Origin of the sequence: Fructobacillus papyrifericola (assembly GCF_018437235.1) — a bacterium.
Taxonomy (GTDB): Bacteria; Bacillota; Bacilli; order Lactobacillales; family Lactobacillaceae; genus Fructobacillus; species Fructobacillus papyrifericola.
The window spans coordinates 14,139-33,895 of record NZ_JAAMFJ010000002.1 but is presented as its reverse complement, the minus strand read 5'-3'; the positions used below and the strand labels follow the sequence as shown (position 1 = coordinate 33,895).

18 protein-coding genes are annotated in these 19,757 nt (G+C 48.4%); all 18 read left to right on the top strand.

Annotation, left to right across the window (positions count from 1 at the left end; translation table 11 throughout):
• The first annotated feature begins 16 nt into the window (after positions 1–16).
• The 18 genes from uvrA to secG all read left to right on the top strand — a co-directional run bounded on the left by uvrA (position 17) and on the right by secG (position 19,694).
• Positions 17–2,893 (top strand): excinuclease ABC subunit UvrA, encoded by a 2,877-nt coding sequence (gene uvrA, locus G6R28_RS03610; RefSeq protein ID WP_213792881.1) that lies wholly within the window; start codon positions 17–19, stop codon positions 2,891–2,893.
• 231 nt (positions 2,894–3,124) lie between these two features.
• A complete protein-coding gene (locus G6R28_RS03605) occupies positions 3,125–3,817 on the top strand; it encodes a KxYKxGKxW signal peptide domain-containing protein (RefSeq protein WP_213792880.1) in 693 nt (230 codons plus the stop codon).
• A gap of 120 nt (positions 3,818–3,937) precedes the next feature.
• Positions 3,938–7,606, top strand: coding sequence for a DUF1542 domain-containing protein (locus tag G6R28_RS03600; RefSeq protein ID WP_213792879.1), 3,669 nt, complete (start codon positions 3,938–3,940; stop codon positions 7,604–7,606).
• A gap of 304 nt (positions 7,607–7,910) precedes the next feature.
• On the top strand, positions 7,911–9,230 hold the full coding sequence (locus G6R28_RS03595) for an APC family permease (protein ID WP_213792878.1): 1,320 nt from the start codon (positions 7,911–7,913) through the stop codon (positions 9,228–9,230).
• A gap of 138 nt (positions 9,231–9,368) precedes the next feature.
• Positions 9,369–9,968 (top strand): aggregation-promoting factor C-terminal-like domain-containing protein, encoded by a 600-nt coding sequence (locus tag G6R28_RS03590; RefSeq protein WP_238479330.1) that lies wholly within the window; start codon positions 9,369–9,371, stop codon positions 9,966–9,968.
• Between the two features lie 105 nt (positions 9,969–10,073).
• The gene (locus G6R28_RS03585; protein ID WP_213792877.1) at positions 10,074–10,625 is read left to right on the top strand and encodes a YqeG family HAD IIIA-type phosphatase; all 552 of its coding nucleotides are present in this window, start codon (positions 10,074–10,076) and stop codon (positions 10,623–10,625) included.
• Positions 10,626–10,631: 6 nt separating this feature from the next.
• On the top strand, positions 10,632–11,795 hold the full coding sequence (gene yqeH, locus G6R28_RS03580) for a ribosome biogenesis GTPase YqeH (protein WP_213792876.1): 1,164 nt from the start codon (positions 10,632–10,634) through the stop codon (positions 11,793–11,795).
• Positions 11,795–12,109 (top strand): ribosome assembly RNA-binding protein YhbY, encoded by a 315-nt coding sequence (gene yhbY / locus G6R28_RS03575; RefSeq protein WP_213792875.1) that lies wholly within the window; start codon positions 11,795–11,797, stop codon positions 12,107–12,109. Before yqeH ends, yhbY begins: the two co-directional genes overlap by 1 nt.
• Before the next feature lie 10 nt (positions 12,110–12,119).
• Positions 12,120–12,710 (top strand): bis(5'-nucleosyl)-tetraphosphatase (symmetrical) YqeK, encoded by a 591-nt coding sequence (yqeK, locus tag G6R28_RS03570; RefSeq protein WP_213792874.1) that lies wholly within the window; start codon positions 12,120–12,122, stop codon positions 12,708–12,710.
• An 11-nt stretch (positions 12,711–12,721) separates the two neighbouring features.
• A complete protein-coding gene (gene rsfS, locus G6R28_RS03565) occupies positions 12,722–13,084 on the top strand; it encodes a ribosome silencing factor (protein ID WP_213792873.1) in 363 nt (120 codons plus the stop codon).
• 62 nt (positions 13,085–13,146) lie between these two features.
• On the top strand, positions 13,147–13,908 hold the full coding sequence (locus tag G6R28_RS03560) for a class I SAM-dependent DNA methyltransferase (RefSeq protein ID WP_213792872.1): 762 nt from the start codon (positions 13,147–13,149) through the stop codon (positions 13,906–13,908).
• Positions 13,905–15,092: a nucleotidyltransferase gene (locus tag G6R28_RS03555; RefSeq protein WP_213792871.1), complete on the top strand. Its 1,188-nt coding sequence runs from the start codon at positions 13,905–13,907 to the stop codon at positions 15,090–15,092. The genes G6R28_RS03560 and G6R28_RS03555 overlap by 4 nt, the downstream gene beginning before the upstream one ends.
• Positions 15,093–15,095: 3 nt before the next feature.
• Positions 15,096–15,668, top strand: coding sequence for a YceD family protein (locus tag G6R28_RS03550; RefSeq protein WP_213792870.1), 573 nt, complete (start codon positions 15,096–15,098; stop codon positions 15,666–15,668).
• A gap of 104 nt (positions 15,669–15,772) precedes the next feature.
• Positions 15,773–16,462, top strand: a complete 690-nt coding sequence (locus tag G6R28_RS03545) for a response regulator transcription factor (RefSeq protein WP_213792869.1) — start codon at positions 15,773–15,775, stop codon at positions 16,460–16,462.
• Between the two features lies 1 nt (position 16,463).
• Positions 16,464–17,579 (top strand): sensor histidine kinase, encoded by a 1,116-nt coding sequence (locus G6R28_RS03540; RefSeq protein WP_213792868.1) that lies wholly within the window; start codon positions 16,464–16,466, stop codon positions 17,577–17,579.
• Between the two features lie 75 nt (positions 17,580–17,654).
• Positions 17,655–18,608 (top strand): membrane protein insertase YidC, encoded by a 954-nt coding sequence (gene yidC / locus G6R28_RS03535; RefSeq protein WP_213792867.1) that lies wholly within the window; start codon positions 17,655–17,657, stop codon positions 18,606–18,608.
• A gap of 25 nt (positions 18,609–18,633) precedes the next feature.
• On the top strand, positions 18,634–19,407 hold the full coding sequence (locus G6R28_RS03530; protein ID WP_213792866.1) for a TrmH family RNA methyltransferase: 774 nt from the start codon (positions 18,634–18,636) through the stop codon (positions 19,405–19,407).
• 50 nt (positions 19,408–19,457) lie between these two features.
• Positions 19,458–19,694: a preprotein translocase subunit SecG gene (gene secG, locus G6R28_RS03525; protein WP_213792865.1), complete on the top strand. Its 237-nt coding sequence runs from the start codon at positions 19,458–19,460 to the stop codon at positions 19,692–19,694.
• Positions 19,695–19,757: the final 63 nt, after the last annotated feature.

The window sequence follows — 19,757 nt, the reverse complement described above, 5'->3', positions numbered from 1 at the left end:
TCCAGTAGAGGAAGCAATGGCAAAGAATAAAATTGAAATTCGGGGTGCACGCGCCCACAACTTAAAAAACATTGACGTCGACATTCCAAAGGATTCGTTGACAGTCGTGACCGGTCTATCTGGTTCTGGAAAGTCCTCCTTGGCCTTCGATACGCTCTATGCGGAAGGGCAACGGCGCTATGTCGAGTCCCTTTCAGCCTATGCTCGGCAATTCTTAGGTCAGATGGATAAGCCAGACGTTGATTCGATTGACGGCCTTTCACCGGCTATTTCCATCGATCAGAAGACGACTTCGAACAACCCCCGTTCAACGGTTGGAACGGTGACCGAAATCGCAGATTACTTCCGTCTGCTCTTTGCACGTGTGGGAAAGCCGGATGACCCGGCTGACGGCACCAAAATCATGCAGACCATCGATCAGATGGTCGACTACGTGCAAAAGACTTTGGCAGACGGTACTCGCCTCCAGGTCTTTGCCCCGGTCATTGAGCACAAGAAGGGGACCCACCAAAAGACTTTTGAAAAGATGCAAAAGCAGGGTTACCTCCGTGCCAAAGTTGATGGCGAAATCATCGAACTCGACGGCCCCGACGAAGTCAACCTCGACCGCAACAAGTTCCACGACATCTCGGTCATGGTTGACCGAGTGGTTTTGCGGGACGGTTCGCGTTCGCGACTGTTCGATTCCATCGAGGCTGCCACTGGTTTGGCTAACGGTCTAGTCGTGTTGGAGCCAGTCGCACGGGAAGGTGAGGAGGCCGCAGATCCAATTCGGATGTCGGACCACTATCTGGGTGACTTGAAGGACTTTCGTCCGGGTCGCTTGGAACCCCGCCTCTTTTCCTTTAACGCACCCGACGGGGCCTGCCCAGTTTGTCAGGGCTTGGGTTCGAATCAGGAAGTCGACATTGACTTGGTTATTCCAGATGATACGTTGACGCTTCGTCAGGGAGCAATCGCCCCTTGGAATCCAATTTCATCGAATTATTACCCAGCGCTCTTGGAGCAGTTCTGTGAGCAATTCAAGATTGACTTGGACACGCCCTTTAAGGAATTGAAGAAGGACCAGCAAGAACTGATTCTCTATGGTTCGGGCGACAAGAACTTCCACTTCCATTTCAATTCCGACTTTGGTGGCGTTCGCGATGTTGACCAACCTTTCGAAGGGGTTATGAACAATATCGCCCGCCGTTTCAAGGAAACGAACTCCGACTTTACCCGTGATGTCATGGCCCAGTACATGACCAAGTTGACTTGTCCGGCCTGTCACGGCTACCGGCTGAACAAGGCGGCCTTGTCCATCAAAGTCGCTGGCAAAAATATCGGTGACGTGGCTAACCTGCCAGTTAACGACGAAATTGATTACTTTAACAACATCTCACTTGGTCAACAAGACGATGAGATTGCCAAGCCAATCCTGAAGGAAATCAAGGACCGCCTGGGCTTCCTCCAGTCCGTTGGCTTGGACTATTTGACTTTGTCACGGTCCGCTGCGACCCTGTCTGGAGGAGAATCCCAGCGGATTCGCTTGGCCACGCAAATCGGGGCCAACCTGTCCGGTGTGCTCTACGTCTTGGATGAGCCATCGATTGGACTGCACCAGCGTGACAACGATAAGCTGCTGGCCTCCATGCAGGCCATGCGGGATTTGGGCAACACTCTGGTCGTCGTTGAACACGACGAAGACACGATGAATGCGGCCGATTATTTGATTGACGTTGGGCCGGGCGCAGGTTCCCTTGGTGGTAAGATCATGGCGGCCGGTACACCGGCTGAAGTGATGGCCAATCCGAAGTCACTGACTGGTCAGTACCTGTCTGGGAAGAAGTTTATTCCGGTGCCAAAGTCCCGTCGCAAGGGCAATGGTGAGGAAATCATCATTCGTGGAGCCAAGGAAAACAACTTGAAGAACGTGACGGCCAAGTTCCCACTTGGTAAGTTCGTGGCTGTGACTGGCGTTTCTGGTTCGGGAAAGTCGACGTTGGTCAACACCATCTTGAAGCGTGTCTTGAAGCAGAAGCTAAACAAGAACTCGAACAAACCCGGTGCCTACCGCAAGGTTGAGGGAATCGAAAATGTCGAACAAGTGGTTGACATCGACCAGTCGCCAATCGGACGGACACCCCGTTCGAACCCAGCAACCTATACCGGTGTCTTTGATGACATTCGCGAACTCTTCGCCCAAACCAATGAAGCCAAGTTGCGTGGTTATGCCAAGGGCCGTTTCTCCTTTAACACCAAGGGTGGCCGTTGTGAAAACTGTCGCGGTGACGGGGTCATCAAGATTGAGATGAACTTCCTGCCCGATGTTTACGTGGCCTGTGAGGTTTGTCATGGCACGCGTTACAACTCCGAGACTTTGGAAGTGACCTATAAGGGGAAGACGATTTCTGACGTCTTGAACATGACGGCCGAAGATGCCTTGGACTTCTTTGCACCAATTCCAAAGATCGCCCGTCGCTTGCAAACGATTGTGGACGTCGGCTTGGGCTACGTCAAGTTGGGCCAGTCCGCGACGACTTTGTCAGGTGGGGAAGCACAGCGGATGAAGCTGGCTTCCGAACTGCACCGACGCACAAATGGTAAGACAATTTACATCCTAGACGAGCCAACGACTGGTTTGCACACCGACGATATCGAGCGCCTGCTGCTTGTCTTGAACCGGTTGGTTGACAACGGCAACACCGTGACCGTCATTGAGCACAACCTGGATGTAATCAAGTCCGCTGACTGGATCATCGACCTTGGTCCTGAGGGTGGTGCCGGCGGTGGTCAAATCATCGCCACGGGTACCCCAGAAAAAGTCGCCAAGAACACGGAGTCCTATACAGCCAAGTACCTGAAGCAAATCATGGAACGTGACATTGCCCGGGAAAAGGCGGAAAAGAAGTAAAAGATGTTTAAAAGCAGCAACCGATGAGGTTGCTGCTTTTTTGTTGTTTTTTATTTAAAACGTACGGAAAAAGCTTTTTATTTTCAATTGATGTCTAGAAAGTATAATAAAAATTATATTCTGTAATACATTTGTAATATAAGTAAAAGTAACGTATAATAGTATTATTGTATATTTAAAAATTCGCAAATTATAAAAATAAATTTTATATAAATAGAAAATAGGTATTAAATGGTTAAAAAAGAACGTTACAAAATGTATAAATCTGGTAAAAATTGGATTTTTGCTGGAATTATTGGTGTTGCTTTAGGAGCTGCAGCGGCGGATGTTGCAGAGAACATTCATCTTGATTTCTTCCCAGCAGCCATTCATGCGAATGCAGCGGTAAATGAAAAAACTACCAATGGATTAACTGTTAGCGAATGGAAAGAAACAAATAATACTTGGTATAAGAGATATGAAAATAGTTCGAAAAATTTGATTGGTTATGATACAGAAAAGAAGTGGAAAAATTCGACAGCAATAATAGATGATACTCTGGCGAAAAATGTAACGTTTGATTTTAAGAGTATTGAGCCCACTTCAGATGGAAACTATAACGTTACCTTAGTTTTCAATACCAAAACAATTGATACGGATGGTAGAAAAAGATTTTCATATTTTGATGTTCTCTTGTCGGATTCTCTAAATAAAAAACAAAAATCAGTTTCGGCAAGTATGAGCGATGGTACTACGAATGTAAATACAGCATTGAGTAGCATGAATGATAAGAATGGGGTTCCTTATCTTCATGCCTATATTAATACTGGTAAAGTCGTTGGTGGTGAAGCCACCTTGACCATTAAATTAGAAGCGGTGAAAATGTTAAGCACTGATTCGATTAGTGCCATGTACAGTTCAGATACTGATCTAGGAACTGGTTAACGGCCAATTTGGTCAACGGCTAAGTATATTTCAGGAAGTGCTTTTGCTGATCGATATAATGCTGCTTTGCTTGACCATTTGAAGAAAAAATCAACAACGTCACTGAATAACGCAGATTCATTGTCAGAATCACAAAAAAATGACTTTTCCAATCAGATCAATAATGTGACAACTTCAGATGATTTTGTTAATGATTTAGCAAAAATTGATCAGAACGTGGTGCAGGCAAACAATGATGCAAAATCTGCAAAAGCTGCTGCCGACGCAGCCCGTTCTGCTGCTCTTGTAAAAATTAACAATGAGGAATCTGCAAAAAAAGCAGCGGTTGAAAGCCTTTCCATTGATGACAAAGAGCAGAAGCTGAAAGACATTGAGAATGCTGCTCAAACGGCGCGCGATGGAATTAATAATGCCGGAACGGTCGAAGAAATCAATACCGATGTAACCAATGGGATTTCAGCCATTGATCTTGTCGCTGATAAAGCTGCGGCTAAGGATGCGATTGAATCAGAAAAAACAAATCAAATTAACGCCGTTCAAGATTTGACTGTCATTGATTCAACGACTTTGGCAAAGTTGATTGAAGACATTAAGACTTCAGCAACCACTGCCGAAACGAACATTGAAGCGCAAAATTCTTCTGATGATGTGGCAACTCAGAAGGACAATGGCATTTCTGCCATTGATTTAATTGCCGAAAAGATTAAGGCAATGGATGCGGTTGCGAAGGATTCAAATGCGAAGGCTCAGGCCATTGAGGCCATGACCTTGACTGATGAAGAAAAGGCTTCCTTCACAAACGCTGTGAAGGAAGCGGCCCAATCAGCTCAAACGCAGATTAACAATGCGCAGTTGGTATTAACTGTTAATAATGCGCAAAGTGACGCTATTTCCACAATTGAGGCGCAATACGATAATGCAGTAGCCCTCGGTGGTGCTCGCGATAAGGCCATTGCGGCGATTAAAGAACAGCTAGCTACTTCGCAAGCGGCTGTTGATAAGATGACAAATCTTACTGATCAGGAAGCAGCTAAAACATCATTGGAAACTGCGGCTAATTCAGCGATTGATGCAATTAAAAACGCAACCAATGTTGATGATGCCATTGAAAATGCTAAGAATACTGGAATTGCAAATATCCAGCTCGGTCAAACGAAGCTTCAAGCAGAAAATGACATTCTGGCGTATGCGACACAGCAGACCAGTGAGACTGGTGCGCTTGGTAAAGTCGATGGCTTGACTGATAATCAAAAAAATAAGATTATTTCAGAAGTAAAAGCGTTAGCGACTACCTCTATTAATGACATCAATTCTGAAACAACTACCAGCACGGAAGTTGCTGAAAAAGTAACGGTGGCAAAGCAGAAAATTGATGACCTTATTAAAAATGCTGGCGCTTTGGATACAGCTAAAAATACTGCTAAGGCAGCGATTGATCAAGCTGCTGATCAGGCAGTTACCAATCTTGCTGGTCAGAACCTGACATCAGATGAAGTCACAGCCATGACCAATCTCATCAATAAAGATCGCGATGCAGCCAAGGAAAATGTTGATAATGCAACGGATGCCGACAAGATTTCAGGTCTGCAAACAGCTGGTGAAAATCAAATTAAGGTAGACGCAGCTAAGGCAGCAGCGACCGCTGTTATTAATGATGCCGTGAATACGGCAGAAAACGATCAGTTGAGTAAGATCACTGATGAAACGGCAAAAACGAATGCTCAAGCGGCAATTGCATCTGATGCAGCAACTGCAAAGCAGAACATTCTTGACGCTGACAACACAAATGATATTCAAACAGTTACCGAATCTGGGAAAGAAACGGTTGAAGCTGCCCGTGATGCCGGATCAAAGCAGATTGATTTAACGGCGACAAAGGATGCTGCTAAGGCAGCGATTGATCAAGCTGCTGATCAGGCAGTTGCCAATCTTGCTGGTCAGAACTTGACTGAGCAAGAAGTAAAAGACATGACGGCCTTGATTAACAATGATCGTAATGCGGCCAAGGAAAATGTTGATAATGCAACGGATGCCGACAAGATTTCCGGTTTGCAAACAGCTGGTGAAGACCAAATTAAGGTGGACGCAGCTAAGGCAGCAGCGACCGCTGTTATTAATGATGCCGTGAAGACGGCAGAAAACGATCAGTTGAGTAAGATCACTGATAAAACGGCAAAAACGAATGCTCAAGCGGCAATTGCATCTGATGCAGCAACTGCAAAGCAGAACATTCTTGACGCTGACAACACAAATGATATTCAAACAGTTACCGAATCTGGAAAAGAAACGGTTGAAGCTGCCCGTGATGCCGGATCAAAGCAGATTGATTTAACGGCGACAAAGGATGCTGCTAAGGCAGCGATTGATCAAGCTGCTGATCAGGCAGTTGCCAATCTTGCTGGTCAGAACTTGACTGAGCAAGAAGTAAAAGACATGACGGCCTTGATTAACAATGATCGTAATGCGGCCAAGGAAAATGTTGATAATGCAACGGATGCCGACAAGATTTCCGGTTTGCAAACAGCAGGTGAAAACCAAATTCAATTGGATGCTGCTAAGGCTTCAGCAACTTCTACAATCAATAATTCTGTTAAGAATTCTGAGACGACTGTTGATGGATTGTCCGACATTGATAAAGAAGCTACTAAGTTAACAATTGAAAGCGCTGCTAAAACAGCAAAGCAAAACATTTTGGATGCTACTTCTACCACGACAGTAACAAATGCTGAAACTGCCGGTGCGGGAACAGTTGAGGCAGCAACTCAAGATGGGCAGACGGAAATTGCAAAGTCTGCTGCTAACGCAGCTATTGACAATGCTTCGGCTGAAACAGCTGCCAAAACAAAGGCTGATAATAGTCTTTCCAATGATGATAAGACGAAACAGTCAAATAATGTAACCTCTGATACAGCGGATGCCAAGCGCAATGTTACTATTGCTTCCGATTCTGCTTCCGCTACGGATGCTGGGACAACTGGTGTAGATAAAATTACGAAAGACTACACTACCGGAACACCATTAGCAGATCAAAAGAAGACGGCAGCGGATGCGATCGACGACGAAGCGACGACGGTGAAGAACGCCATTGACGCGGACAAGACGTTGAGTGGTGACCAAAAGACGGCCCAAAAGGCGGCGGTTGATAAGGACGCCCAAACGGCCAAGGACAACATCACGAATGCGACAAGCAGTGATGACGTGACGGCAGCAAAGGCTGCTGGCCTCCAGAAGATTGATGGTGAGCACGTGTCGGATGATCTTGACCAACGAAAAGAGTTGGCAAAGTCAGAATTGAGAAAGACTGCTGCCGAAGTGCAGAATTCAATCAACAACGACGCTAACTTGTCTGTGGATGAGAAAGAAAAGCAGACTGCTGTCTTGAATGAAAAGGTCAGAAAAGCTCTCGCAGCTATCGACCAGTCGGATGATTTCGATACTTTGAGGGGAATTTTGTTGAATGGTAAGCAGGAAGTTATTTCTTCCTATGTCGTAGGTTCTGTACGGCCGTTTGTCGCACAGCCAGTTCTTCAGACACCGCTACAAATTGTTTCTTCACCTGCGCTCATGCAAGAAGCTTCTACACCAAAGGAATTACCCGCAACAAAGTCTGGTGAAAAGCAGACGAAAAAATCAAAGCCAACTAAGAAATCTGTTAAGTCAAAGGAACCGGATTATCGTTTCTGGATGACTCTCGGAGTAGTTGGCGTGTCAGCACCAAGTTTCTTCTTCTTTGTTTTGGCAAAGCGTCGGAAAAAAGATGAAGAGGAAAATGATAACCAGTACATGTAATACGGTCTAGTTTTGTATCATTTTTTGCTAAGTCCCTCTAGGTATTTATACCTGGAGGGACTTTTTTGTCTTCGATATGCTTAATTTTGGGTGCTAAGTGGATACTTTATTCGAAAAAAGCGCTTTCTCGAATAAAAACGTACGGAACGGTGCCCATAAACTTTTGAAAACATCATTTATTTGATTGGCAAGACTAAGATATTCTTATTCCCCCAAATGCCCTTTCAAACCTTTTCCACCCCCAAGATTAAAAACATGTTAAAATACTATTTATTGAAATCAATATAAAAAAGGAGGTCGAATAATGGAAAAAGAAGAACTAAACCGGGGGTTTGGTCTCTGGTCCTCACTCGCTTTGGTAATTGGGACAATCATTGGTTCCGGGATTTTCTTTAAGCAGGGTTCGGTCCTACAAACGGCCGGTTCGACCTCGCTTGCTCTACTGGCCTGGTTGGCTGGTGGTATCTTGACTTTGACGGCGGGTATGACCGTTGCCGAAGTTGGTTCACAAATGACGGAAACGGGTGGCATTTACATCTACCTGACCAAGCTCTATGGCAAGACAATCGGTTACTTGGCCGGTTGGATGCAGGTGGTCTTTTACGGACCAGCCATGATGGGGGCGATTGCAGCATACCTTGGTCTGCTCTTTACGTCACTCTTCGGCTTTAATACGGCTTGGTCTGTGCCAGCTGGAATGCTTGGCCTCGGAATTATTGGCTTGATTAACTCAGTGCCAAACCGCGCGTCAGCTTCCTTCCAGGTTTTGACGACCTCGATTAAGTTGCTGCCGATTGTTGCCCTGACGATTTTTGGTCTCTTCTTTGGCAAGGAAGACGCTCTGTCCCAGACCGTTTCAACCACCATGCAAACGGCTGGGGGTGGCTTCGGTGTCGCCGTTTTGGCCACGCTCTTTGCCTATGATGGGTGGGTGACGCTCGCCAATATTTCTGGTGAAATCAAGAATCCTCAGAAGACCCTGCCAAAGGCGATTATTTATGGGATTTTGATCGTCATTGTCGCCTTTGTTGGCGTTTCGTACGGCACTTACCGGGCTCTTCCAGCCGACAAAATTGTTGCCCTCGGTTCGAGCGCGACGGTTCACGTGGCCGAGCAGGCCTTTGGCCTTTGGGGTGGACGCTTGCTGTCCGTTGCCATCTTGATTTCGCTGATGGGTACCCTGAACGGTAAAGTCGTATCCTTCCCACGTGTGCTCTACGCCATGGCGAAGAAGGGCGACTTTCCCTTTGCTAAGACCTTTGCGAAGTTGAATCAGAAGTCAAAGACGCCAAACGCCGCCATCTGGTTGATGATTGGCATTGGCTACGTCATGATGTGGGTTACGGATCCAAATAAGCTGACGGACTACGCCGTTTTCATTACCTTCCTCTTTTATATTCTGGCCTTCATCGGTGCCTTTATCCTGCGCCGACGGGATCCAGAGGGGAAGAACCGGGACTTTTCAATGCCCCTTTACCCATTCATTCCGATCGTTGCCATTGTCGGTTCCATCTACGTGGAAGTGTCGGAATTATCCAACGATTTGCAAGGAGTGTTGATTTCCGTTATAATCGTATTATTGGGTTGGCCAGTATATCACTGGTTGAATAAGAAAAATAGATAAAGAACACCACACAAACGCCCGCTCAACGCGGTTGTTTCACGGAAAGACAACGGAGGTTTGATTACTTATTTCTTTGATTAAAATGATGAAATTCTCACTTTAATCTTCAGATAATCTCTATCGGGAATAATGTAAGACATGATGTTTAATAAAATTTTACTTACTAGTGTTGCAGTTGTCGGTCTCGCATTGACCGCTGTTAACTCACAATTTAATAGTTCTAAATCCACGACTGACCAAGCTGCTAAGGTTGCTGGCTCCGTTAATGGTAAGACTGTCAAAACGGCGGTTTCATCATTGGATAACATTAAGAGCATTGAACTTTCAGCAGTCAGTCAAGAAGCCGCCGCCGATACTGATGCGTCTACTACAGACACGTCAGCTGACGACACTTCCAGCCAAGCAGCTTCAGCTGCTACGACTGCGGTAAGCACCCAATCAAGTACTGCAACGACTTCTACGGCATCTTCTGCCGCAACGACTACCACTACTTCTGATGCTTCCGGGGATATCAACTGGTTAATCCAACGTGAATCCAGCGGAAATGTCAACGCATCGAACGGTTCTTTCTACGGAATCGGTCAATTGTCTGAATCAGCCTATGCAACTTATGCAGCTGGTCAAGACTACCGTGGTAATTACGCTGTCCAATTGCAAGCCATGCAAGGTTACATTGCGGCTCGCTATGGATCAGTAGCAAACGCCATCGCGCATTTCCAATCAAACGGTTGGTACTAAACCAATTGTTTGTCGGATGGAAGGCCCCTTTTGGGGTCTTTTTTTGTCCCAGAAAGCCAGTTATTTCGTGTATAATAAGACGTAAATAATGAAGTGAGAAAAAGCATGGTCCTAAACTTTTTAAAGCCAACTTACTGTGTTAAATCCGTTTACGATTTATCCGTTCCCGAATTGAAAAAGCACAATATCAAAGCCGTGTTGACCGACTTGGATAACACGCTTTTAGCCTGGAATAATCCACAGGGGACCCCTGAGTTGCACGAATGGTTGAAGGAGACCAAGGCGGCCGGTATCGAGGTGATTGTTGTGTCAAACAACACCTGGGAGCGTGTTCAAAAGGCGGTTGGTGACCTGGACGTTGATTACACGGCCTGGTCCTTGAAGCCGCTGCCACGGGGCATTTTAAAAGTCCTGCGCGAACGGGACTTGAAAAAGGACGAAGTCCTGATGGTTGGCGACCAAATGCTGACCGACGTCTGGGCCTCCCACTTAGCCGGTGTGCCCTCCGTTTTGGTGGAGCGCTTGATTGAATCGGACATGTGGCAGACTTGGGTCAACCGGTTCATTGAAAACCAAGCAAAGAAAATGATTTATAAAAAGAAGGGCCTGGTCTTTTACGATTCGTTGACAGAGGCCGCTCAAGCAAAGGAAGACTAAGCCTATATGGTAGAAAAAGAAGCAACGATGGCCACAAAAGAAGAGGTGCAAGAAGCCTTAGAAGAAGGGCTTTACTGCATTGGCTGTGGAGCCAAGATGCAAACAACTGATAAGGAAGAGGTTGGTTTTCTCCCCATGTCAGCTTTGCAAAAGCAGCTGGAATCCGAGCAGTTGCTCTGCCAGCGCTGCTTCCGCTTGCGCCACTACAACGAAATCCAACCGGTTTCTTTGACTGACGACGACTTTATCAAGCTCTTGCACCAGGTTTCGGAAGCCAAGGCCTTGATTGTCTATGTTTTGGATCTCTTTGACTTTTCCGGTTCGACGATTCCGGGCCTGCCCCGTTTCGTTGGTTCCGACAATCCCATCTTTGTGGTCGGCAACAAGGTTGATTTGTTGCCCAAGTCCTTGAAGCCAAACAAGATTAAGGACTGGGTCCGTGGTCAGTTGAAGGAGCAGGGGATTAAGCCCGTTGACGTTGCTTTGACCTCTGCTGCTCACCCGGCCAATTTGGACGACATTCTATCGACCATCGATGAGTTACGCGCCGGTCGAGACGTTTACGTCGTTGGGACGACCAACGTTGGTAAGTCAACCTTGATTAACCAAATCATCAAGTCCAAGACCGGTGTTCAGGAGTTGATCACAACCTCCCGTTTCCCAGGCACGACCCTTGACCAGATTGCCATTCCCTTAGACGATGGCAAGGCTTTGATTGATACGCCTGGAATTATCAAGGCCGATCAGTACGCCCACCAGGTTTCAGACAAGGACTTGAAGTACGTCCTGCCGAAAAACGAGATTAAAGCCCGGACTTATCAACTGAATCCGGAACAAACCATTTTCATTGGTGGTTTGGCACGCTTTGACTTGCTGGCTGGTGTTGGCGATCAGAAGACCTCAGCGACTTTCTACTTTGAAAACAACTTGAACCTGCACCGGACCAAGATGGCCGGGGCCGATGACTTTTACGAGAAGCACCAGGGAAGCTTGTTAGCACCCGTGCCAAAGGATCAGTCTGCCAAGCTCGTGGGTCACGAATTCAAGACCAAGACGGCTGCTGATTTGGTGTTTGCCGGTCTTGGTTTCATTACTCTGCCAGCCGGTGTGACCGTTAAGGGATACGCACCAGCAGGCGTTGCCGTATTTTTGAGAAAGGCCATGATTTAATGCAATTAACTGGTAAACAAAAACGATACTTGCGTTCGCAAGCCAATACTTTGAGCCCAATCTTTTCAATCGGAAAGGCCGGCGCTTCAGAAGAGTGGTTAGCCGAAGTTGAAAAGGCCTTGGCCAAGCGTGAACTGATCAAGGTGAACGTGCAACAGGGCTCCGAGCTTTCTGCCAAGGAACTGGCGGCCTTTATCGAGGCCAAGTCCAATATCACGGTTGCCCAGGTAATCGGGAAGACGGTTCTTCTTTACGAAGAAGCCAAGGACGAAAAGTACGTGAAGTACTCCTTAGAAATTAACAAACTCGCTTAAGGGGGCAGACATGACAGCAGAAAATGAGCAAGCACTTGCAGTTTACAAGGAAAAAGTGGCAGCACATCTGTCCAAACACCGCTATGAACACTGCCTGCGGGTCTCGGACTATGCCGTCAAGTTAGCCAAGCAAAACGGCGTGGACGTGAAAGAGGCGGCTTTAGCCGGCCTGGTGCACGACTATGCCAAGGAACGCAGCGCGGCCGACTTTTTAGAAAAGATTGACCAGGCCAAGCTACCGGCATCCTTAAAAAAGTGGGGGAATCCCATTTGGCACGGGGTTGTTGGGGCCGAATTCGTCAAAGACGAACTGGGCATTAAGGACCCAGCCATTTTGCAGGCCATTCGCCTGCACACAACGGGGGGCGGTCATGAGGAAATGACCACCCTTGATAAAGTCATTTTCATGGCCGACTACCTTGAGACCGGCCGGGACTTTCCCGGTGTTGAAGAGGCCCGTTCTTTGACGGACCAGTCCTTGGGCCAAGGGGTTTTCTACCAGTTGGCCCACACCTTGTCCTACCTAGCAAGTAAAGAACAAGTGATTTATCCAAAGACGTTTGATGCCTACAATGACTGGGCAGCTTATTTACAAAAGTAAAAGGAGATTTTATGGTCCAAGAAAGCAAGGAATTGTTGAAGACGGTTTTAGAAGCCATCGATAACAAGCGTGGTGAAGACGTGACAGCCTTAGACATGCAAGGTGTTTCCCTCTTGGCTGACTACTTCGTTTTGGCATCGGCTAGCTCGACCCGTCAGGTCCAAGCGATTGCCCGCGAAGTGAAGGAAGAAGTTGTTGCAGCCGGTTATCCAATCGACCACATCGAAGGCTTTGAAAAAGCCCAGTGGGTTGTTTTGGACTTGGGTGACGTGATTGTGCACGTCTTCGATGAAGAATCCCGTGACTTTTACCACTTGGATAAGCTCTGGTACGATGCCAAATCACTGGACTTGTCCGACTACGTAAGCGAGTAAAAAAGAGGGCCATTTGGGTGCGTTTAACCCGGATGGCCCTTTCGACGTGAAAGGAGGCCAGCATGGCCAAAGAAGAACAGCCTTACCAAACTTTTGCCGAACTCTATGACGAGCTCTTTGACGGGCAGTTATACGAGGACTGGGCCAAGCTTGTCAAAGACCGGATTGCTCCGGGAAAGCTGCTTGACTTGGGCGGTGGGGCCGGCCGGTTGGCCGTTTTATTGGCCCAGACTGGCTACCAGGTCGACTTGCTCGATTTGTCGGCACCGATGCTTGGTTTAGCCCAGGACCATGCGGCTGCAGCGGCTGTTGACTTGCGCTTGTTGCAGGCTGACATTCGCGACTTTTCCGACTGGGAGGAACGCTATCCGGCCATTGTATCCTTTGCTGACACGTTGAACTACCTGCCAAGCAAGGAGGACTTCCTTTTCGGAATTCAACAGGCCTACGAGCATTTGGAAGAGGGCGGAACCTTCCTCTTTGATGTCATCACACCAAAGATGGTCAACGAGGACTACGCGGACTTTTACTACAACAACGACGAGGATCCGGAAAAGATTTTCATGTGGACGGCCTTTTTTGGCGAGGAAGAGAATTCGGTTGACCACGACTTGAAGTTCTTCTTATACGACGAGGGGCTGGACGCCTTTAAGCTGGTCCGCGAGGTCCATCACGAGCAAACCTACGACATGGCCGACTACTTAGCCATGTTGAAAGAAGTTGGCTTTACAAACATTCAGGTCGGGGCCGACTTTTTCAAGAAGGAAGCCAGTGCAGAAGATAGTCGCTGGTTCTTCCAGTGTCAAAAAGGAGCAAAGTCATGAAGGCAGTCGGAATCATTGCCGAATACAATCCCTTCCATAACGGCCATGCCTACCACCTGCAGGAAGCCAAACGGGTGACCGGGGCGGATGCTGCTGTCGTCGTCATGTCCGGAAATTTTGTGCAGCGGGGCGAACCAGCAATCTTGGACAAGTGGGAACGGACCAAGTTAGCCCTGCACAACGGGGCCGACCTGATGGTCGAACTGCCGGTCTTTTCGGTCGTTCAGCCGGGTCATCTCTTTGCCGAGGGGGCCGTCAAAATTCTGGCGGCACTCGGAGTTGAGGAGCTGGTTTTTGGCTCTGAACACCCAGAAATTGACTTTATGGACTTGGCCAAGCAGGCCGAAGCCATTCAAACAGAGGATAAAAAAGCGGATAAGGCCCAGACCTATGCAGCGGCCTATGCGGCAGAACTAGAGGAACAGACCGGTTTTAAACTGGAAGATCCAAACGATATTCTGGCCTTCTCCTATGCCAAGGCGGTGTTGAAGCTGGGTCTTTCGATGAAACTGCATCCGATTGCCCGTAAGGAAGCCGCTTATCACGATCAGACCATTGACGAGGACCAAGAAATCGCCTCGGCTTCCTCCATCCGCCTGGCCCTTCACAAGGGCAAGTGGGAGAAGGTTGAACGGGTCGTTCCAAAAGACACCTTAGAGGCACTGAAGGAAAAGCCCAATACGCTAGCCTTTGAAGGAATCTTTTTCAACCTACTTCGCTATCGCTTGCTCACAGATACGGTGGGGCAGTTGGGACAGGTTTACCAGATGGCCGAAGGCCTGGAGCACCGCTTGGTCGGTGTGGCCACGGCCAAGGAAGCGCCGCAATCTTACCAGTCCTTCATCAAGGCGGTTAAGTCAAAGCGCTACACCTTCGCCCGGATGCAACGGACCATGCTTTACACGCTCTTAAACATTAAAGTCGACCAGATGCAAGCGGCCATGGCCGATTCTTACATTCGTTTGCTCGGCTTTACCGACCAGGGTCAGGCCTACCTATCTGAAGTCAAGCGCAAGGCCCGCCTGCCCATCATTTCCCGGGTGGACCAAGGCCTCGCTAAGGCCAACCTCCGCCTGGACTACAAGGCCGGCTTGATTTGGCAGCTACTGGCCGAGCAGAGTAACAGTCAGAACCAACAGGACCTGACCAGACGACCCATCCACTACATACGAGAAGAGGACTAAGTCATGAAATTTCCAAAACAACAGTTGCAAAAGCACCGTAACGAACCATTAAAGTTTGACGAAACACTCGATTTGAATCCACTGATCAAGGAACGTTTTGCCGATTTGATTTTGACGGCTGAACCCATCAAGGTGACGGGCTCTGTCCAGATGGATGATCAGGATGACTATTTGCTGCAGGCGACTTTGCACGCAGACTTGGTCCTGCCTTCTTCCCGGTCACTGTCACCCGTTTCTTGGTCAACTGATTTGACGCTTGACGAAACCTACGTGGAGGATCCAAAGAAAATCGACCAATTCGACGAAGATGCGGCCGTTTTCCCCCTGACCAATAACGTCGTTGACCTGGATCAGGCGGTTTTGGACAACCTGGTTTCCGCTCTACCTCTGCAAGTCTTGACTGAGGAAGAAGCTGCCGGTGCTCCCTTGCCAGAGGGCAAGGACTGGCAGGTCATTTCCGAAGCAGAGTTTTTGCAGGAGCACCCCGACGAAGCAGCCGAAGGTGATCAAGTCGCCGAAAAAGAAGCCAAACTGGATCCCCGTTTGGCAAAATTAGACGAATTCTTTAAAAAATGAGATAATGTTTAAACCTATGGTAAAATACCATTAAAAGAAATTCATTTAAAAGGGCGGTAAACGATTTTGACTCGTTTACGAACATTCGCCCAGCGGAGAAGATTATGAGCCGAATTTTAATTGTAGAAGATGAAGAAAACTTGGCCAAGTTTGTCAAGCTCGAACTGGAGCACGAAGGCTACCAAATTGAGACGGTCCTAAACGGCCGCGAGGGACTCGACCGCGCCTTGGCCGAAGACTTTGACTTGATTTTGTTGGACTTGATGCTGCCCGAATTAAACGGTTTCGAAGTCGCCCGCCGCTTGCGTGAAGTCAAGAAGACGCCAATCATCATGATGACGGCTCGTGACTCGGTTATCGACCGGGTCTCTGGTCTGGATTACGGAGCCGACGATTACGTTGTTAAGCCCTTTGCCATCGAAGAATTGCTGGCCCGGGTTCGTTCACTGATGCGTCGAATTGACATTGAAAAGGCACCGACCGGTTCTTCTTTGAATGTCATCAACTTTAAGAACCTGACTTTGGAAAAGGAAAACCGCACGGTTCGCCGCGATGATCAAATCATCTCCTTGACCAAGCGCGAATACGACCTTTTGTTGATCCTGCTTGAAAACATCGACGTGGTGCAAGCCCGCGAAAAGTTGTTGAAGAAGGTTTGGGGCTACGACACCAAGATCGAAACGAACGTTGTTGACGTTTACATTCGATACTTGCGCAACAAGTTGGATGATCCGGAATCAAAGACTTCCTATATCCAAACGGTCCGTGGTACGGGCTACGTGATGCGGAGCTGAAATGGCTGAACAGAAGCAAAACAATTCAAAACACTCACTGTTGACGACGAGTCAGGCCATCTTGACCCTTGGTTTAGCGGTGGGTTTTTTACTAATCGCCTGCGGCATCATACTCGGTTTGATGGTCATTCAGGGGCCTGATTTGTCCAAGGCCGTCTTTTCGGCCATTGGTCACTGGTGGTGGTCCTTTTTGGCCTTTGCCGCCATTGGGATTTTTCTGCTGGCCTTCTTACTGGCCCAGTTTTTCGTTTGGCCCGTGAAAAAGATTACCAAAGTCATGCTCGCCTTCGAAGAGGACCCGCTGACAGAAGAACGGGTGGAATCCCTGCACTACAACCAGGAGCTCGATAACCTGGGCAAAGTCATGAACGAGACGATGGGCCAGGTGCAAAACCTGGTGCACTCCCAGCAGGACTTTGTCTCAGACGTCTCCCACGAATTGCGGACACCGGTGGCCATTGTGAAGGGGCACTTAAACCTCCTCGAGCGCTGGGGGAAGGACGACCCGGAGGTCTTGGAAGACTCCCTGTCGTCATCACTTGCCGAAATCAAGCGCATGGAAGTCTTGGTCAACGAAATGCTCGAACTGACGCGAGCAGAAAAGCTGACGGTCAACGCCGACCAGGTTCAGACACAGGTTTGGCCGGTGGTCGAACGGGTCTATCACGACTTTCAAATTCTGCACCCCGACTTTGTTTGGACCTTTGATAACGGCCTGGATAAGGCCGCCCAAGTCGCCATCCGTCCCGACCACTTGGAGCAGCTGTTAATCATCTTGCTGGATAACGCCCTCAAGTACTCAACGGAGCGAAAGGAAGTCCACCTGGCCTTAGCCAAGGCCGGTTCCTGGGTTGAAATTGGTGTTCAGGACTTTGGCCAGGGGATTGCGGCAGAAGACTTGGACCGGATTTTCGATCGCTTCTACCGGGTCGATAAGGCCCGCGTGCACCAACCGGGTGGAAACGGCCTTGGCCTATCCATCGTCAAAAAGATGGTGGCGGCTTATGGCGGCCAGGTCCAAGTCGAATCGGCCCTCGGGTCCGGTTCCTCTTTCCGGTTGCGTTTTCCCTTGACTTTGCAAAGGGTGGCAGACGATTCTAAAGAAGACGAAAAGTGACCCAGTCCAAGCTGAATCTTGCTATAATTGGTTGGGATTACGAAGACATGAATACAAAGCTTTTTAGGAGCCAACATGAAATTATTGAAACGCTACGCCACGATTCTGGTGGTGCTCTTTGACATTTACCTCTTTACTGGTGGCTACGGTGTGCACGGTCGCATCTATGCATTGGTTTCAAAGCCAATCGCCAAGATTCTGCTGCAGATTGCGGATGCCGTTGGTGGCGTGAACGCCATTGGTTGGGCCATCATCATTTTGACGGCCATCGTTCGGTTGATTTTGCTGCCAATCATGGTCAGCCAGTCAAAGAAAACGACCATTTCACAACTGAAGATGCAAAAGCTCCGTCCGGAGTTTGAAAAAGTCCAAGCAGCGGTTAAGACGGCTAAGACGCCTGCTGAACAGCAGGCTGCTTCGATGGCCTCAATGGCTCTCTACCGGGAAAACAACATTTCATTAACTGGTGGGGTGTCCTGGTTGACCATGGCCATTCAGATGCCAATCTTCTCCGGACTCTACTTGGCCATCATGCACGCCAAGGGCTTGAAGTCGGCCAGCTTCCTTGGCTTTGACTTGTCCTCACCACAGATTCTCTTTTCCGTCTTGGTCTTGGTTATCTACCTCTGGCAGGCCTACTTGACGCAATTGCACGTCCCAGCTGCTCAAAAGAAGCAAACCGGCGCTTTGATGTGGTTCATGCCCATCATGATTGCCGGCTTTACCTTTGTTTCATCTGGGGCACTTGGCCTCTACTTCATCGTTGGTGGAGTCTTTGTGGTGGCTCAGGCCTTCATTACGCACTTGATGTACGCCGGCTTGAAGAAGCAGGTTGAAGAAGACTTTACCATCTTGAAAACGGCCGATGATTTGCTGAAGCCGACAGGAGACAACGGTCAAAGCGCCGAAAACTTCGTTAACCAAACGACAAGGCGCGTGCGCCCAGAAGACTTGCGTCCACGCGATGTGACGGATGAAAAACCACGGGAAGGCCGCAACGCTGGCAAGCAGAACCGTCCAAACGACTAAGTAGTCGAATTGAAAAGGAAGTATTATGGAACGCATTTTATCAAAGCAAAATAACAAGGTGAAAGCCTGGGCCAAGTTGGCCACGAAGAAGGGCCGCCTTGAACAAAAGACTTACCTCTTGGACGGCTGGCACTTGGTGCAAGAAGCTATTAACGCCAAGGCCAAGTTCCACGCCATCATGGCAACTGAAGAACAGATGCAAGAGCACTTGGCCGACGTGCCGCACGGTGTGCCCGCCTTTGAAATTTCAAAGGAAGTCGCCGCCCACATCGCCGGCTCAAAGACGCCTCAGGGGATCTTTGCCGAAGTGACTTTGCCTGAAAAGACATTCAACCCTAGCTACGTCCACGACGGCCTCTGGCTCTTCTTGGATGCCATTCAAGATCCCGGTAACGTGGGGACTTTGGTTCGTACGGCCGATGCTGCCGGCTTTAAGGGCGTTGTCCTCGGAACTGGAACCGCTGACCTCTACGCGCCCAAAGTCGTGCGGGCCATGCAGGGTTCAAACTTCCACTTGGAAGTCTTGCAGGGTGACTTGAACGACTGGATTGCGGCCTTTAAGGAAAACGACTTGCCCGTTTATGGTTCTGAGTTGAACGAAGAGGCCAAGCCATACCAAGACATTCATGGTCTCTCAGCCGGAGCACTCATTGTTGGAAACGAAGGCCAGGGCTTGAATCCTGAATTAGCCAAGCAAACGACGGCCAACCTCTACATTCCGCTGCTCGGGTCGGCCGAATCATTGAACGTTGCCGTTGCTGGTGGGGTTCTGATGTTCCGCCTGTCCCTTGGAAATTAAGGGGAACTTTGCTATACTAAAGAGTATGAATTGCGAGTGGAGGCGTCCTTGTGACTAATATTTTAACCATTCTCTTGCTGGTTGTTGGCTTTTTACTGATTGTTTCAGTCATGATGCAGCCAAGTAAGCAACAAGATGCACTGTCAGCTCTGTCTGGCGGCGCAACCGATCTATTTACCGAACGAAAGTCCCGCGGCTTTGAGGCCATCATGCGTCGAATTACGACGGTTCTTGGTGCGCTTTGGTTCATCATTGCACTCGTCTTGATGTACTTAGCCGCTCATTAATTAATAAGGTCAGTTTACTTTTTTGTAGACTGATTTTTTATTAGCATTTTTTAGAAAGAAACA

Coding starts and splice junctions, on each gene's coding strand:
- yqeK (WP_213792874.1), top strand. CDS start 12,120: ATGACAGCAGAAAATGAGCAAGCACTTGCAGTTTACAAGGAAAAAGTG.
- yhbY (WP_213792875.1), top strand. CDS start 11,795: ATGCAATTAACTGGTAAACAAAAACGATACTTGCGTTCGCAAGCCAAT.
- G6R28_RS03540 (WP_213792868.1), top strand. CDS start 16,464: ATGGCTGAACAGAAGCAAAACAATTCAAAACACTCACTGTTGACGACG.
- rsfS (WP_213792873.1), top strand. CDS start 12,722: ATGGTCCAAGAAAGCAAGGAATTGTTGAAGACGGTTTTAGAAGCCATC.
- G6R28_RS03590 (WP_238479330.1), top strand. CDS start 9,369: ATGATGTTTAATAAAATTTTACTTACTAGTGTTGCAGTTGTCGGTCTC.
- G6R28_RS03560 (WP_213792872.1), top strand. CDS start 13,147: ATGGCCAAAGAAGAACAGCCTTACCAAACTTTTGCCGAACTCTATGAC.
- G6R28_RS03550 (WP_213792870.1), top strand. CDS start 15,096: ATGAAATTTCCAAAACAACAGTTGCAAAAGCACCGTAACGAACCATTA.
- uvrA (WP_213792881.1), top strand. CDS start 17: ATGGCAAAGAATAAAATTGAAATTCGGGGTGCACGCGCCCACAACTTA.
- G6R28_RS03595 (WP_213792878.1), top strand. CDS start 7,911: ATGGAAAAAGAAGAACTAAACCGGGGGTTTGGTCTCTGGTCCTCACTC.
- G6R28_RS03555 (WP_213792871.1), top strand. CDS start 13,905: ATGAAGGCAGTCGGAATCATTGCCGAATACAATCCCTTCCATAACGGC.
- yqeH (WP_213792876.1), top strand. CDS start 10,632: ATGGTAGAAAAAGAAGCAACGATGGCCACAAAAGAAGAGGTGCAAGAA.
- G6R28_RS03605 (WP_213792880.1), top strand. CDS start 3,125: ATGGTTAAAAAAGAACGTTACAAAATGTATAAATCTGGTAAAAATTGG.
- G6R28_RS03530 (WP_213792866.1), top strand. CDS start 18,634: ATGGAACGCATTTTATCAAAGCAAAATAACAAGGTGAAAGCCTGGGCC.
- G6R28_RS03545 (WP_213792869.1), top strand. CDS start 15,773: ATGAGCCGAATTTTAATTGTAGAAGATGAAGAAAACTTGGCCAAGTTT.
- G6R28_RS03585 (WP_213792877.1), top strand. CDS start 10,074: ATGGTCCTAAACTTTTTAAAGCCAACTTACTGTGTTAAATCCGTTTAC.
- yidC (WP_213792867.1), top strand. CDS start 17,655: ATGAAATTATTGAAACGCTACGCCACGATTCTGGTGGTGCTCTTTGAC.